Origin of the sequence: Psychrobacter sp. I-STPA6b (assembly GCF_020662265.1) — a bacterium.
Taxonomy (GTDB): domain Bacteria; phylum Pseudomonadota; class Gammaproteobacteria; order Pseudomonadales; family Moraxellaceae; genus Psychrobacter.
The window spans coordinates 267,636-283,602 of the sequence record NZ_VEWM01000010.1; the positions used below are offsets into that span (position 1 = coordinate 267,636).

Sequence of the window (15,967 nt, forward strand, 5' to 3'; positions counted from 1 at the left end):
GTAATTTACCAGCGCTATTTTTTTGAAAAAAATATAGAATGTCCGACGATTCGGACAAACACATGTGCACTAAAATGCTAGAATATCTAAACAGCCAATAGAGCTGTATACCAAAAATTAATATAAAATATAAATAGGAATAATGAAATGAATACTCTAATGGTCATTATGACATCTTTATTTTTCTTTGTATCGCCAACACAAACTGGCACAAGATATGAATGTGCACGATATGTAGATAATAGACCAACAGGGGGCTATGTGAAAGTATATGCAGAATCCAAAGAGGAAGCAGAACAAAAAGCCTTAAAAAAATATGATGAGATGGGCTATCGAGTAGATTACGTGATTTGTAAATAATTGATAGTATTAATAAATTTTATATTTATAATAATTGATTGGTACAGATTTTTTGAATAAAAATAATTATAAACTAATGTTGGTTATTATAAGAAAGAAAAATATGGAATATTGCTAGGAGGTGTTGAAAAACTATTTTCTAGCACTCAGACACTTCATCAAAGTAGGTGTATGATCTGAACTTTTATTTAAACTTGCAGAGACTGATCATTTACTATCTTTGATAGTCTTAGGTACAGCCGACAATATTGATGCTTTTCCTTCCAAACTTAGATTTCATAAAATATTCAGACAGCTTTAACATGAAAGTCAAAGCTGTCGTATATTCTTAAAATTCATTAGCATGAGGGGACAAAGATGTGAACAGACTCTAGGAGGAAAAGTGTATCTTCCCCACCATATAATCCACTGCTTGCCCAATAAGTTTGACTCTATTCCCTGTTGGACTTTGTACCAATTCACAATCCAATAACCCTTGTCGTTTGGATAACTGCATGGCTAACAGCTTGTTTTTACCGAGTTTATCTACCCAATACGGCATAAGCTGACAATGAGCAGAGCCAGTGACAGGGTCTTCTACAGCCACTGTTTCAGGATAAAAACAACGACTGACAATATCAACTGAACTGCTTGGCTGTGCTTGAGCAGTAACCGTAATTCCACGCACTCCCAAGTTTTGCCAATGGCTGATGATTGGAGAAATTTGCTCAACCTCTGTTTGACTGGCAACCTCTATAAGATAATTTGTTCCCAAGCTTACACTCACGACTTTTTCTTTGGCTAAGTTCAGTCCAGTGATTAAATCAGCAGGCACATCTGCTAAATCCATAGGTGTGCTGGCTATTGCAGGGAAATCAAGCATATAAGCAGGATTATCATTAAGCTGACAACGGCTTACCGTTAATATACCACTATGACTATGAAAGCGAATGGTGTCTTTTGCAAATCCTAAATGGGTAAATAACACATGGGCAGTGGCTAAGGTTGCATGACCACATAACGCCACTTCCGAAACAGGTGTAAACCAACGCAGGTGATAATCAGTTTGGTTATCTGTTTGTTGCTCAGTATTTTTAACAATAAATGCTGTTTCTGATAAATTATTTTCACTGGCAATATTTTGTAAAATCTCATCATCAAGCCAAGAGGTTAACGGTACAACGCAGGCAGGATTACCCGAAAATACCTGATTGGTAAAAGCATCAACATGGTAGATGGGTAGCGATAATTTAGAAGAAGTTGGCATAAATTGCTCCTTGTTAAACAATCATTTATCTCAATTGTACAGATTCTACGCAAATCATTTAAACATAGTATAATTAGCTCATGTTAGACTATTTGTCATTGAGATTAAATCAGTAAATAAAATTGAAGAGTGAGAACCCCATGAGTCAAATATCTGTCGAAGAACAACTAAAACTTATCCAACGTGGCACCCATGAAATCCTATCTGAGGAAGATTTGGTTGCCAAACTAAAAGAAAACCGTCCATTAAAAATCAAAGCAGGTTTTGACCCCACTGCCCCTGACTTGCATTTGGGGCATACCGTTTTGATTAACAAACTCAAGCATTTTCAAGACTTAGGGCATGAGATTTACTTTTTGATTGGTGATTACACCGCCAAAATTGGCGACCCATCAGGCAAAAATGCCACCCGTCCGCCATTGACTGATGAACAAATCAAAGCCAATGCCAAAACTTATGCCGAGCAGGTGTTTAAAATCTTAGATAAAGACAAGACCCGAGTGGTGTTTAACTCTGAATGGTTTAATGATATGAGTGCAGGCGATATGATACAGCTTGCCAGTCAGCAGACTGTGTCACGTATGCTAGAGCGTGATGATTTTTCTAAACGTTATGCAGCACAAACGCCAATTTCTATCCATGAGTTTTTATACCCATTAGTGCAGGGCTATGATTCGATTGCCCTGAAAGCGGACGTAGAATTGGGCGGAACTGACCAGACTTTTAACCTGCTGATGGGACGTACCTTACAATCTCGTTATGGGCAAACACCGCAAGTATGTATCACTGTGCCGATTTTGGAAGGGCTTGATGGAGTGAATAAAATGTCCAAGTCATTGGGCAATTATGTCGCCATTTATGATACACCCGGTACCATGTATCAAAAAATTCTATCCATGCCAGATACGCTAATCCGCCGTTACTTTGAGTTTTTAAGCTTTAAGCCAATGGAAGAAGTGGACGCATTGATGGCGGAGATGGAAAATGGTCGCAATCCACAAGAGATAAAACGCATCTTAGCAGAAGAGTTAATTGAGCGTTTCCATGATAAAGAGTCAGCAGAAAATGCCCATAAATCAGCAGGTAATGTGTTGGCTGATGGGGAATTACCTGTTGATTTGCCCGAAGTGACACTTGAATTAGAGGACGGACAAGAGGCATTGTTTATCACTCAAATCCTAAATCAAGCCGAACTTGCCAAAAATAACGCCTCTGCCAAAGACATGGTAAAACGTGGTGCAGTGAAGGTTGATAACGAAGTGGTGGACGCTGGTTTTAATTTAACCAGTGGACAAACCGCTATTATTCAAGCGGGTAAAAAGGCATTTGCGAAAGTGACGGTGGCGTGATAGCTAGTATTTAAACTGTAAATAACTATACAAGGGGAATGGTCATGCAAACTGTGGTATTAAATATTCAAGATAATGCAGTAGAAAAAGTGATGGCATTACTGAATAAATTGCCAAAAGAAGAAGTGACCATTTCTCAAGGCAGTTATAACCTTCGCTATCAAGACAGTAATTATCAAGATGGTGATATAACGACAAAACCTGATTTTTATCAGAATCTTATGCAATGGAGAGAGGATAATCAGCAATTGTTGGTAGATGATGACCCATGGGCTGATGTACGTTCTAAAGAAGAGGGTCGTGAGTTTAATTGGGACGATATGTGATGTATGTTTTAGATACCAATACATTTTCTGAAGTGATACGTCAGTGTCCCAATACAAATGTATTAAGAAAATTTAAGGAACATCAAAGTCGTATATATCTTGCTAGTATTGTGTGGCATGAATTAATGTATGGAACTTTGATTATGGCTAATGGTAAAAAGAGACAAGGTCTTGCTCAATTTTTCTATAATGAAGTGGCTAAGTTTCCAATTTTAAACTATACCAAAAACTGTGCTGATATTCATGCCAGTATCCGAGCAAATGCAAAGCAAACGGGTACACCTGTTGCTTTTGTTGATAGTCAAATTGCCAGTGTGGCAATGGCAAACGATATGATATTGGTTACTCGTAATACCAAAGACTTTACTATGATTGATGGTTTAAAGCTGGAGAACTGGTTTGAGTGACAATTTAAGTAATGACCACAATTTTACTAGCCCAATCCCTCAAGGCATTTACCGCCATTATAAAGGCAACCTTTACCAAGTCTTGCACACTGCCCGTCATTCTGAAACCGATGAGCCAATGGTTGTTTATCGCTGTCTATATGGTGACTATAGTGTGTGGGTGCGACCTTTGGTGATGTTTACTGAAATGGTAATGATTGATGGTGAGCAAGTGCCAAGGTTTGAGCTGGTGCGGACTTTAGCCAGTGGCTAACTCTAATTCTCAATAGAGAAAAAGGCTATTGATAATATCAATAGCCTTTTTATTTTAAAAAGTTATGCCTAAATAATAGTGGAATAACCCAGAATTACTGAGCCATTATCGGCATTCTGTATCATGGTTAGTTATGATTAGGTGCTTCAACAAACTCGACCACATTTAAGTCAAAGCCTGATAACGCATGAAACTTCATCGGTGATGACAATAATCGCATATCACGTACACCCAAATGACGTAAAATTTGCGCACCAACACCAATGCTACGATAGGGTTGATTAGATAAAGAAGATAACGATTTTTTATCTTTGGCACGTTGTAGCACATCTCCCAAATCTATGGGCTGATTATTACCAATCCAGACCAGTACGCCTCTATCAGACTTGCTGATTTCTTGAAGAGCTGCTTGTACGCTCCAGCCACTTCGCCCAGTTTCATCATGTTTGGCAGAAAATAAGTCACGTAGGGGATGGAATCCATGTACTCGAACGGTGCTTAACCCTTCACTTAAATCACCTTTGACCAATGCTAGATGTGTTTCAGTTGCCCCATATTCACGGAAGCGGTGTAGGGTAAATGTGCCAAAATCGGTATGAAAGTCACGAACTTCTACTTCTTCAATGGTTTGTTCATTGGCAATACGATAGTTAATTAAATCGGCAATCGTACCAATCTTTAGGTCATGTTCAGCAGCAAACTTTTCTAAATCATCACGGCGTGCCATCGTACCATCAGCATTAATAATTTCAACAATCACTGCTGCTGGCTCAAGCCCTGCTAAACGTGCTAAGTCACACCCTGCTTCAGTATGTCCTGCCCGATGTAACACCCCGCCATTTTGTGCCATAATCGGAAAAATATGTCCGGGTTGAACGATGTCTTCTGGTTTAGCAGCCGCAGCAACGGCAGCTTGTACTGTTTTAGCTCTATCTGCAGCAGAAATCCCCGTTGTTACCCCTTCGGCGGCTTCTATGGATACAGTAAAGTTGGTGCTAAATTTTGCTCCATTTTTATCAGACATCTTAGGTAGTTCGAGCTGTTGACAGCGTGCCTCACTTAGAGTTAAACATACCAAGCCTCGGGCATGAGTAATCATAAAGTTAATATCATCAGGGCGGACATGGGTCGCAGCCATGATTAAATCACCTTCATTTTCACGGTCTTCGTCATCCATTAGAATGACCATTTTTCCTGCACGAATGTCATCAATAATCTCAGGAATACTATTTAGTGCCATAACGCTCTCAATGTAATTGGTGAATAAAATGATAATACGGATAGTTGGAAAAATGTATTAAAAATATCCGTGAATCATACCCTCATTATAAGGGCGAAGGGTGGGTTTTAAAACCACTGGATAATATTGGATAAAGCTATTTGTATTAGTGAGTATGAGCTTGAGTCTGTAGCCATGTCATAAATTGTTGACTATGTTGCTCACGTTTATTATCTGCAAACTCATAAAACTGTGTACCGATGAGATTATCTGGCAAATATTGCTGAGGGTAATAATGGTTAGGGTAGTCATGTGGATACACATAATTCTGTCCGTATCCTTGTTCTCGCATCAGTGACGTGACTCCATTTCTCAGGTGTAGTGGTACAGCAGATTGGTCTTTTTCTGCTAGAGCCATGGCTTTGTTAATTGCTTGATATGTGCTATTACTTTTTGCAGAAGTTGCTAGATAGACAATCACCTGTCCTAAAATGATACGAGCCTCTGGCATACCAATACTTTTTACACTGCGTAGTGCTGCATCGGCAAGGAGTAGGGCATTGGGGTTGGCGTTGCCAATATCTTCACTGGCTAAAATGACCAGTCGCCGAGCAATAAATTCTGGTGGCTCACCAGCGACCAGCATGCGTGCCATCCAATATAGAGCCGCATCAGGGTCAGAGCCACGTACGGACTTTATCATGGCAGAGATAATATCATAGTGTTGCTCACCATCTTTGTCATAGCGTTGTAATGATGTCTGTGCAACACGAGATAATAACGCATCATCAATAACAATTTGTGCTTGAGTTTGGTCGGATGCTTGTACTGCCATCTCTAATAAATTGAGTGCTTTTCGGGCATCACCTTGTGCCAGCTGGATGATGTTTTGTTGTGCGGTTAGCTTAATGGGAAGTGTGGATAATAACACATCTTGTTGTAAAGCTCGGTTAAGTAGCTCATGGATTTGCTGTGCATCTAATGGCTGTAAGCGATATACCTGACAGCGAGATAGCAAGGCATTATTGACACTAAAAGAAGGATTTTCTGTCGTTGCCCCAATGAGGGTAATCTCTCCAGATTCCACAGCACCAAGCAGTGCATCTTGCTGTGCTTTGTTAAAGCGATGTATCTCATCAATAAACACCACAGGTGGTGCAAAGCTTAACCCTTCATCACTACCAAGAATATCACGCAGTTGTTTTACCCCAGTATTGATGGCTGATAATGCATGAAAAGGACGATTAACCGCTTTAGCCAGTAGCATTGCCATGGTGGTTTTGCCAATACCAGCCTCACCATGCAATATCAGTGATGGCAAATGTCCATGACTAACAAACTGTTGAATGGGAGCGCCTTGCCCCAATAAATGTGTCTGTCCGATGATGTCATCTAGCGATTGTGGACGCATCCTTTGAGCCAATGGTGTATCAGCTTGGCTAAGGGAGAGTTGCGATTTTGCCATAAAATAATTATGTTCCGTAAGTTTGCACTTTAATATAACATGGTTGCTAATAAACGAATAGATAAGAATAGAATAGCTAGATGATAAATATTAAGGATAACCAATCATGATTCATATCATACTGCTAGTTATCAGTATTTTTTGTATATTTGCTGCCTTAATATTCTTTTATTTAAGCGAGCCAAAGCGAGAGAATTTTGGTTTTATCACCCAACTATCTGAGTCAGAGCAACAAGCTCTGAAGCAAGCTGAACAACAAGGGGAAGTTCTTGTTAATACTGATAATACCTCACCGAATACGATACAATATAATTTATATGCATTAATGGCTGTTATGTTATTTATATTTTTAGCAGATTTTTATTTAAGTCCTGTTATCAAAAACGCCATTAAAAACTGTGTTCAACTACTGGGTATATCCATTCGATTTTGGTTAATGCTATTTTTTATGCTGTTTTTTGTTGCTATGTTTGCTTGTTTAAAATTTAAGCAAAATAAAGAATATCAGCAAGCCTTAGCCACAGGGTATCTACTTGATGAATATTATCGAATCAAAGGTAAAACTATCTTTCGACGATACAGCCAAAAGAAAATACATAAAATTTATCAAAATAAAAAAATAGCAAGGATACTTTCACTTATCGCTTTGATAGTGTTTGTATTTAATGCAAATATATATGCTGTATCAGCAAAAAACTTAGGAACTGATTACTCCATGACACAAATTACTCTAAGAAATTTTGTCAGTCCAAGTACATGGAGACAAGTTAATCAAGATATTCAGAATGCATGCCGATAAAAACAAAACAATTAAAATAGAGTCAAATTCATACAAAACTGCTACATCATTAGTTTTGCTACTGATATAAATAGGTATCTTTTCATAATAGTACATGATGTTTTATTATTGGTTAAATTAGAGCATAATAAATGTTAAATAAAATCTTAAAGTCTTGCTATGATCGGTTTGCTATATCACGTTCTCGCTCATTGACAGAAAATGAAGTTATCTTGGCGTATTCTGTTTTTGGTTCAGACTTGGATGTGAGCCACATTAAGATTAAAACTGCATGGTGGGTGTTAAAAAATTATGCGGTTAGCCCCAATGGTAATATTTACTTTAATCACGAGGATTGGGTGGATGATTTTACCGAGCAGTCTCTCAGTCAGCAAGGCTGGTTAATCCATGAGCTGACTCATGTTTGGCAGCTACAAAAAGGATTAAAAGTTGTACGTGGTGCCTTACTTAATCGACGTTATGGTTATGTACTAAAAGAAGGTAAATCTTTTTTTTCTTTCGGTATTGAGCAGCAAGCTCGTATGGTACAGGATTACTTTATTCGCCGTGAACAAGGCAAAGATTGTGGAGCATGGCAGGCATGTATTCCTTTTTTGATGCAACCATCTGGTGAGAAATGAATGTATAAATCAAATTCGTATAACAAGAAGCATCCGTTATATACCATTGCTTTATCGTTATGTTTAGCTTTCATGCTATCTGCTTGTCAGCCCAAATCTACAGATATAGACAAGCCAATTGAGAGTACAGTTGAAGCTGAGGAGATAAGTGCATCAGCCTCAGCAACGATTGCGCATTTTAAAGAGAAGTACGTTGATAAAATGTTAAAGCTACAAAATAGCTTGCAAGCGGAGCATGATGCAATCCAAGTGGCAGATGCGCCAACTCATAGCACAACAGAAGCAGCAGAGGAGCAAGAAGTAGGGGAGGATACAGAGGCTGAATCGTTAACTACAACTGCAAATTTACAGTCTGATGATACTAACTCTACACAGCCAGTAGCCAGCACGACAACAAATAGCACTGAAAATAGTACTGATAATGAAAATACTCAGTCAGTACAGACGGGTTCTACAGAAGGTCTGACAGAATCTAACGAAACGGACATAGAGACAGCATCCGTTGTGCCAGATTTACCATTAGTCAACATTGATATTCTGCCACCAGAGCAACTGACAGCTTCAGAAATAGAAACCCGCTATCAAACAGCCATGTCAGACTTATATACTGCAAATACAGTGCCTTTATCTGCACAGTCAATTGATACCTTGTTAAGCATTGCCATGCTAGTTCCTGATATTTTTCGAGATGATGAGTTGGCTAGACGACTGACAGTTAGGATGCCTGCCTTAGCAAGGCTATTAAAACAGTATCAGATTTGGGAGCAGATAGAAGCACAGCAAAGTGCAGAGTTACAAGCACTCAAGCAAGAACAAATTAAAGCTCAACAAAAACAAAGAGAAGAGTTTGCTGAACTAATGGCAGATTTTGATAAGACTATTAAAGATTATGATGAGCAAATTGCCAAATATGAGCAAAAATTAAAAGAGTTTGAATAGTGGTGAGGTTGACTAAGCTTTGATATATAGGACTTTATCATCCTTACCATTCTTTAAACTTTAGCCAAATAAAAATCCCACTCTATTATAGAATGGGATTTTTTATTGTTAATTAGCAAGGTATGTCAATTGTTTACTTGCGGTCTTCAATTTTAACAAAGTCACGACGAGTTTCACCAGTGTAAAGCTGACGTGGACGACCAATCTTAAATGGCGCACTGTGCATCTCTAACCAGTGGCTGATCCAGCCTGCTGTACGAGCGAGAGCAAAGATTACGGTAAACATTGAGGTTGGAATACCAATGGCTTTTAAGATAATGCCTGAGTAGAAATCTACGTTTGGATATAGGTTACGCTCTACAAAGTATGGGTCTTCAAGAGCGATTTTCTCAAGCTTCATTGCCAGCTCAAGTTTAGGATCATTAATACCTAACGCACCCAATACTTCATCACAAGTTTCTTTCATGACTTTAGCACGTGGGTCAAAGTTTTTGTAAACACGGTGACCAAAGCCCATTAGCTTCACTTCTTTACGCTTCACTTTTTCCATAAACTCATCGACATTCTCAACAGTGCCGATTTCATCTAGCATTTCAAGTACTGCTTCGTTTGCACCACCATGAGAAGGTCCCCAAAGTGCAGCGATACCAGCAGCAATACACGCATAAGGGTTAGCACCTGTAGAGCCAGCTAAACGTACTGTAGAAGTTGATGCATTTTGCTCATGGTCAGCATGTAGAGTAAAGATTTTATCCATTGCTTTAGCAAGTACAGGATTAACTTTATAATCAACATCAGCAGGTGTTGCAAACATCATGTATAAGAAGTTTTCAGCGTAATTAAAGTCATTACGTGGGTACATGAAGGGTTCGCCACGAGAGTATTTATAGCTCATAGCAGCCAGTGTTGGCATTTTTGAGATAAGGCGAATAGCAGTGATTTCACGATGTTGTTCATCGCTGACATCTAAGCCGTCATGGTAGAATGCTGATAATGCACCAACGACACCAACCATGATTGCCATTGGGTGTGCATCACGGCGGAAGCCCTCAAAGAACTTACGTAATTGATCATGTACGCCAGAATGCTTTTGTACCTTTTGATAAAAATCTTTTTTCTGCTCAGCATTTGGTAAGTCGCCATGTAGTAGGGCATAACAAACTTCAAGATACTCTGCATTATCTGCTAACTGATCAATAGGATAGCCACGGTGTAATAACTCACCTTTGCCACCATCAATAAAAGTAATTTTTGACTCTACTGGCGCAGTTACTTTAAAGCCAGGGTCATAAGTCCAGTATCCAGCTTCTTGGAATGCTGCCACATCAATGACTGGGCGACCTAGTGTACCTTTGATAATAGGTAGGTCATAATTTTGATCATTGACGGTTAAGGTCGCTTTTTCGTTTGCCATAAATTCCTCTCATTATTGTTTACGAAACACTGATATGAACCACTCCATATTGCTTCAACAGGGGAGGTGTCTATAGTGCATACTTTAGATAAAAACAGTCATAATAAAAAATAGTCATACACACAGGTAATCATAAATTCTTCTTACAGCTGAAGTAGGACTGACTAAGCCCATATAATCTAACAAAAACTATCGAGTCTGGATAGTGATATTATTTGTCTCACTATCAGGTCAATATGTCTCAATCATGTTGTGAGTATCAATTAAATTGGCACAGTAATATAAGGATTACCAGCTAAATAATGGCGATTTGCTCTGCCACCATCCTTGTGTATCACCTATCCTTCCTTTAATTAATAATACTTATTATAGTTGGGTCTGCTAGGATTGCAGGAGTGATTCACTGCAATTAATGACAATAGCTACTGACCCAACGAGCATTGGTTATATCTGTATCATCTTATAATAGAATTGTCATGATGGATAGTAAAAAAATAACTACTGAATAGAAATATTATGTTTATATGCCAAATTAGCTTAATAAATCTCAATCTTTATCCGCCGAGTATCCATTATTGTTGTACTGGAAAAATAATGATTATCATTGATAACTAAAGGGCTAGAGCAACGTAGCAATGAAAATAATATCTGAAAAATGGCAGACTTATTTTAGCAAGAATCATATTAAGAGAAAAAAATAATTATCTTGTAACAGGTTGTTAACAGCATTTTATCGATATATTTTTGTTAAAGAAAGATTGTTGAGTAAATACTCAAATACTCTGTAGACTTTGGTTTGGCTTGCTTTGGCGGAGATGGTATTTGCTATGGTTATAGATATCTTATGGCTATAATTGAGTTGTGATACTGGTTGTTTTTAGATGGATATCACAGAAACTTCCCATGCTTTTTTGGAATTTGTTTGTAATTAATAGCAACAAACTCTATAATTAACGCAATATAACTGGTGCTAGCTTTACCCAATACGCCAACACTAGCAATACAACAGCTGAACATGGTTTATTTTACATGATAACTATGATGTAGATGATCAACCTTGCACAGTATGTGTGGGCAAGACCCAGATACGGTCATATCCGTATATCTCAGATATTGTGCAAGTATATGAGATATGCGTAATGGTATGACTTGTATGTATCAAGTCAATCTTTATTACGGTAAAGTCAGCTAGCTCTTCCTTATTTTATTCGTCTGATGTGTTAAAAAAATGACAAACGATGGTGTTTGTACAGTTAGTTAGGGTCAGGTGTTTGTGGATATGACCCTAAGTATATAGTGTCATTTGCTCAACAAGTTAATCATGGTTTTTTCATCTTTAGATGAGGCTAGACTGGATTAAACGGGTTAGGTAACAATCTAACTAACTAACAAAATAGATTAGTAGTAGTGGCATCATATCAATTTCAGTACACACATCTTCTTGTCATAGTGTCTTAGTCTTTTAGACAGCATTACTGTTAATACATCAGTGTTAACCCTAAAAAGGATGCCCGCTGTGAAAAGCAACCGCCCCATTAATTTGCCTTTGAGTCAAGTGATTAGCGTTAACGCAAAGTCACCGATTGCGATTGCCTCTATTTTGCATCGTATCTCTGGCATCATCTTATTTCTTCTAATTCCTGTTTTATTATGGCTATTACAACGCTCACTAGCATCACCTGAGAGCTTTGCTGTGGTATTTGATAATATCCTTGTACGTTTTATCGCATGGGTATTTGTTGCCTCAGTAGCATATCATTTTGTGATGGGTATCAAGCACTTGTTGGCTGATATGGGAATGAATGAGGAGCTAAAATCAGGTCGTCAAGCTGCTGTGATTAGTTTTGTTATTGCAGCTATTTTGATTGTAGCTTCATTTGTATGGGTGATGTTCTAATGATTAAAAATGACTCAGGAACCAAAAGTGCAACAGGACTTACGGGTTCAGGCACACGAGATTGGATTGTACAACGTATTAGCGCAGTAGTACTGGCTCTATATAGTCTGGTGCTATTAGGTTTCTTTTTGATAAATGGTCAAGTGACCTATGCTGAGTGGGTAAGCTTTATGATGAGCTTGCCAATGCGCTTATTTAGTTTAGTAGCTATCATAGCGTTGGCAGGTCATGCATGGGTTGGAATGTGGACAGTATTTACTGACTACATTACTTCTAAAAAGTTGGGTGCAAAAGCAGCAGGTCTGCGTTTGGTACTACAATCAGCAATGATCATTGCCATTTTAGTTTATTTATTTTGGGGCATTATGATTTTTTGGGGTATTACCTTATAAGTAAGGGTTTGATAGTTTGAGTTGATAGTATACAAGTTATTCTATTAAATCTTTGAAATTCCCCAAATCTTATGATCATATTGGCATTTGATGAGTAAGGTAAATTAAGTAATACATTTGGTAGTACAGACACATCACTCATAAATCGATGCCCTTAATTTGCATTCATTAGGAAACCTGTCATGGCAACTAGACAAGATAATACAATTAGCAATATCAAAACTTTGAATTACGATGCTGTTATTGTTGGCGGTGGTGGTTCAGGTATGCGTGCCTCACTACAGCTTGCAGAAGCAGGTATGAAAGTCGCTGTTATTACCAAAGTATTCCCAACACGCTCACATACAGTAGCAGCACAGGGTGGAATTGGTGCTAGCCTTGGTAACATGAGTAATGACAACTGGCACTTCCACTTTTACGATACAGTAAAAGGGTCAGACTGGTTAGGTGACCAAGATGCCATCGAATATATGTGCCGAGAAGCACCCAAAGTGGTGTATGAGCTTGAGCATATGGGTATGCCGTTTGACCGCAATGCAGACGGAACTATTTATCAGCGTCCATTTGGTGGTCATACCTCAAACTATGGTGAAAAAGCAGTACAGCGTGCATGTGCGGCGGCTGACCGTACTGGACATGCTTTATTGCATACGCTATATCAAAAAAACCTACAGCAAGGCACCCAGTTTTTTATTGAGTGGATTGCACTAGACTTGATTAAAGATGAAGACGGTAATATCAACGGTGTGATTGCTATTGAGCAAGAAACAGGTGCTGTTTCTGTCTTCCAGACACCAATTACTGTATTAGCAACAGGTGGTGCAGGACGTATCTTTGCAGCTTCTACCAATGCTTATATTAATACAGGTGATGGCTTGGGTATGGCAGTACGTGCTGGTGTGCCTCTACAAGATATGGAGTTTTGGCAGTTCCACCCAACAGGTGTTGCTGGTGCTGGTGTACTATTAACTGAAGGTTGTCGTGGTGAAGGTGCTATCTTACGTAATAAAGATGGTGAAGCCTTTATGGAGCGTTATGCACCAACCGTTAAAGACTTAGCACCTCGTGACCTTGTATCTCGCTCAATGGACCAAGAAATTAAAGAAGGTCGTGGTTGTGGACCAAAAGGTGAATATATCGTGATGGATATGACTCACTTAGGGGTTGAAACCATTATGAAGCGTCTGCCTTCTGTTTTTGAAATTGGTAAAAACTTTGCTAACGTTGATATTACCAAAGAGCCAATTCCAGTTATCCCAACCATTCACTATATGATGGGTGGTATTCCAACCAACATTCATGGTCAGGTAACTGTGCCCGATTTGGAAGGTAATGTTGATGAAGAAGGCTTATACACTGATGGCAAAGTTGTCAAAGGATTGTACGCTATTGGTGAGTGTGCTTGCGTAAGTGTTCACGGTGCAAACCGTTTGGGTACAAACTCTTTGTTAGACTTGGTTGTATTTGGTCGTGCTGCTGGTAAGCATATTGTTGATGAATATCATCATGCAGATCACAACTATAAACCTTTAGACCCTCGTGTGCTTGACTTTACTATTGGTCGTCTGGACAAGTTGCAACAATCAACTGATGGCTACAATGCACAAGATGTGGCTGATGAGATTCGCGCAACCATGCAAAAACATGCCAGTGTATTCCGTACACAAGCATTGATGGATGAAGGGGTCGAAAAAATCTTAGCACTGCGTGAAAAAGTAGAAAATATTCACCTTGTTGATAAGTCACAAGTATTTAATACTGCTCGTATTGAAGCATTAGAAGTTGCTAATTTATATGAAGTGGCAAAAGCAACAATGCTATCAGCGGCCAAGCGCCATGAGTGCCGAGGTGCGCATACAGTATTAGATTATGATCGTCCAGAGGATGATCCTGTTGCACCAAATGGACGTAATGATAATGAGTGGATGAAGCATACATTATGGTACTCTAGTGATAATCGTATCATTTATAAACCAGTACGCAAAAGTCCTCTAACTGTAGATTACGTCGTGCCTAAAGTACGGGTTTACTAAGATTAACTTTATTTAATTTCGCTTTTTTTAAATTTATAAGCCGTTGACAGAGTAGTTGTTACCTTAAGTCAATTAGCCAAGATAAAATGACGTGTTAGATGGGTTGTTTTTGTATTGGTCATATTTGACAGAATGTCTCAAGAAAATATGCTAATCTGTCAACCTGCTTATTACCGTCTGGAGTTAGCACTATGAGCCGAGGTACTCGCACCATAGAGATTTATCGCTACGACCCTGATAAGGACGCAGCCCCATACATGCAGACTTATACCATTGAGCTGCTTGAATCTGACCGTATGTTATTGGATGTTTTATTACGTCTGAAAAAAATGGATGAAGGCATTACTTTCCGTCGCTCATGCCGTGAAGGTATTTGTGGCTCAGATGGTATGAATATTAATGGTAAAAATGGGCTGTCATGTTTGATTAACATGAACACTCTGCCTGAAAAAATTACCATTCGTCCATTACCTGGTTTACCTGTTGTCCGTGACTTGGTTGTGGATATGAACCAGTTTTATGAGCAGTATGAGAAGATTCACCCTTATTTAATTAATGATCAGCCTGCACCACCAACTGAGCGTTTACAATCACCAGAAGAGCGTGAAAAGCTAAATGGTCTGTATGAGTGTATTTTATGTGCTTGTTGCTCAACCAGTTGTCCTTCTTTCTGGTGGAACCCTGATAAGTTCTTAGGTCCTTCTGCTTTGTTAAATGGTTATCGCTTTGTGATTGATAGCCGTGATACAGACACACAAGCTCGTTTGGCTCGTTTGGATGATCCTTTTAGCTTGTTCCGTTGTCGTGGCATTATGAACTGTGTTTCAGTTTGTCCTAAAGGGTTGAACCCAACTAAAGCCATTGGTCATTTACGTAATATGTTACTTGACCAAGCAGGTTAGACTGAAAGTGTAGGATTATAGTAATACATAGGCCTTTATCTGATGATGGAGGCTTTTTTTATTTGTCACTTTTCTGATGCTTGCTATAATGTTATATAAAGAATTTTGATTTCATTAAGGTGTCATTGTCTTAGTTAACAATAGGCAGAGTATGTTACTAACATATATCTTTTCTAAGGGTATGTTATTCAATAGCTAAATGATAACTATTGAGCAAACAAACTATGCTGAAAATTTTTATCATGTTATGCTTAAAAGCAGTATGTATCATAATCTTGGTCAAGTAGAATAGGTCATATCAATATACATGGATGTTAAAAATATATTCATTTTTTAAGTGAAGATA

At 38.5% G+C, this 15,967-nt stretch carries 16 protein-coding genes; 12 read left to right on the plus strand and 4 right to left on the minus strand.

Annotation, left to right across the window (positions count from 1 at the left end):
- The first annotated feature begins 147 nt into the window (after positions 1–147).
- Positions 148–360 carry a hypothetical protein gene (locus FHK88_RS01475; RefSeq protein ID WP_227429005.1) on the plus strand — a complete coding sequence of 71 codons (213 nt, stop codon included), beginning with the start codon at positions 148–150 and terminating at the stop codon, positions 358–360.
- A 370-nt stretch (positions 361–730) separates the two neighbouring features.
- On the opposite strand, the gene FHK88_RS01480 is transcribed toward FHK88_RS01475, so the two are convergent.
- Complete coding sequence (locus FHK88_RS01480; RefSeq protein ID WP_227429006.1) at positions 731–1,606, minus strand: PhzF family phenazine biosynthesis protein; 876 nt, start codon at positions 1,604–1,606, stop codon at positions 731–733.
- A 140-nt stretch (positions 1,607–1,746) separates the two neighbouring features.
- On the opposite strand from FHK88_RS01480, the gene tyrS reads away from it, so the two are divergent.
- The 4 genes from tyrS to FHK88_RS01500 are packed head-to-tail and all read left to right on the plus strand — an operon-like array spanning position 1,747 to position 3,941.
- Positions 1,747–2,955, plus strand: a complete 1,209-nt coding sequence (tyrS, locus tag FHK88_RS01485) for a tyrosine--tRNA ligase (RefSeq protein ID WP_227429007.1) — start codon at positions 1,747–1,749, stop codon at positions 2,953–2,955.
- Positions 2,956–2,999: 44 nt separating this feature from the next.
- A complete protein-coding gene (locus tag FHK88_RS01490) occupies positions 3,000–3,281 on the plus strand; it encodes a hypothetical protein (RefSeq protein WP_227429008.1) in 282 nt (93 codons plus the stop codon).
- Positions 3,281–3,688 (plus strand): type II toxin-antitoxin system VapC family toxin, encoded by a 408-nt coding sequence (locus FHK88_RS01495; protein ID WP_227429009.1) that lies wholly within the window; start codon positions 3,281–3,283, stop codon positions 3,686–3,688. Before FHK88_RS01490 ends, FHK88_RS01495 begins: the two co-directional genes overlap by 1 nt.
- On the plus strand, positions 3,681–3,941 hold the full coding sequence (locus FHK88_RS01500) for a DUF1653 domain-containing protein (protein ID WP_227429010.1): 261 nt from the start codon (positions 3,681–3,683) through the stop codon (positions 3,939–3,941). Before FHK88_RS01495 ends, FHK88_RS01500 begins: the two co-directional genes overlap by 8 nt.
- 127 nt (positions 3,942–4,068) lie before the next feature.
- Here FHK88_RS01500 and ribBA read toward each other — a convergent pair whose 3' ends face one another.
- Complete coding sequence (ribBA, locus tag FHK88_RS01505; RefSeq protein ID WP_227429011.1) at positions 4,069–5,181, minus strand: bifunctional 3,4-dihydroxy-2-butanone-4-phosphate synthase/GTP cyclohydrolase II; 1,113 nt, start codon at positions 5,179–5,181, stop codon at positions 4,069–4,071.
- A gap of 145 nt (positions 5,182–5,326) precedes the next feature.
- Positions 5,327–6,625 carry a replication-associated recombination protein A gene (locus FHK88_RS01510; protein WP_227429012.1) on the minus strand — a complete coding sequence of 433 codons (1,299 nt, stop codon included), beginning with the start codon at positions 6,623–6,625 and terminating at the stop codon, positions 5,327–5,329.
- 106 nt (positions 6,626–6,731) lie between these two features.
- Here FHK88_RS01510 and FHK88_RS01515 point away from each other — a divergent pair, with 106 nt between their 5' ends.
- The 3 genes from FHK88_RS01515 to FHK88_RS01525 all read left to right on the plus strand — a co-directional run bounded on the left by FHK88_RS01515 (position 6,732) and on the right by FHK88_RS01525 (position 8,983).
- Complete coding sequence (locus FHK88_RS01515; protein ID WP_227429013.1) at positions 6,732–7,424, plus strand: hypothetical protein; 693 nt, start codon at positions 6,732–6,734, stop codon at positions 7,422–7,424.
- 131 nt (positions 7,425–7,555) lie between these two features.
- Positions 7,556–8,044: a type IV secretion protein Rhs gene (locus FHK88_RS01520; protein ID WP_227429014.1), complete on the plus strand. Its 489-nt coding sequence runs from the start codon at positions 7,556–7,558 to the stop codon at positions 8,042–8,044.
- Entirely contained in the window at positions 8,045–8,983 is a 939-nt protein-coding gene (locus FHK88_RS01525; RefSeq protein WP_227429015.1) for a hypothetical protein, read from the plus strand.
- A 133-nt stretch (positions 8,984–9,116) separates the two neighbouring features.
- Here the strand turns inward: FHK88_RS01525 and gltA are convergent, their stop codons facing one another.
- The gene (gene gltA / locus FHK88_RS01530; RefSeq protein WP_227429016.1) at positions 9,117–10,397 is read right to left on the minus strand and encodes a citrate synthase; all 1,281 of its coding nucleotides are present in this window, start codon (positions 10,395–10,397) and stop codon (positions 9,117–9,119) included.
- Positions 10,398–11,904: 1,507 nt separating this feature from the next.
- Here gltA and sdhC point away from each other — a divergent pair.
- From sdhC to FHK88_RS01550, 4 genes are all read left to right on the plus strand, one after another.
- The gene (sdhC, locus tag FHK88_RS01535; protein WP_227429017.1) at positions 11,905–12,294 is read left to right on the plus strand and encodes a succinate dehydrogenase, cytochrome b556 subunit; all 390 of its coding nucleotides are present in this window, start codon (positions 11,905–11,907) and stop codon (positions 12,292–12,294) included.
- Positions 12,294–12,686, plus strand: coding sequence for a succinate dehydrogenase, hydrophobic membrane anchor protein (sdhD, locus tag FHK88_RS01540; RefSeq protein WP_227429018.1), 393 nt, complete (start codon positions 12,294–12,296; stop codon positions 12,684–12,686). Before sdhC ends, sdhD begins: the two co-directional genes overlap by 1 nt.
- A gap of 182 nt (positions 12,687–12,868) precedes the next feature.
- A complete protein-coding gene (sdhA, locus tag FHK88_RS01545; protein WP_227429019.1) occupies positions 12,869–14,719 on the plus strand; it encodes a succinate dehydrogenase flavoprotein subunit in 1,851 nt (616 codons plus the stop codon).
- Between the two features lie 191 nt (positions 14,720–14,910).
- The gene (locus FHK88_RS01550) at positions 14,911–15,621 is read left to right on the plus strand and encodes a succinate dehydrogenase iron-sulfur subunit (RefSeq protein ID WP_227429020.1); all 711 of its coding nucleotides are present in this window, start codon (positions 14,911–14,913) and stop codon (positions 15,619–15,621) included.
- The last annotated feature ends 346 nt before the right edge of the window (positions 15,622–15,967 follow it).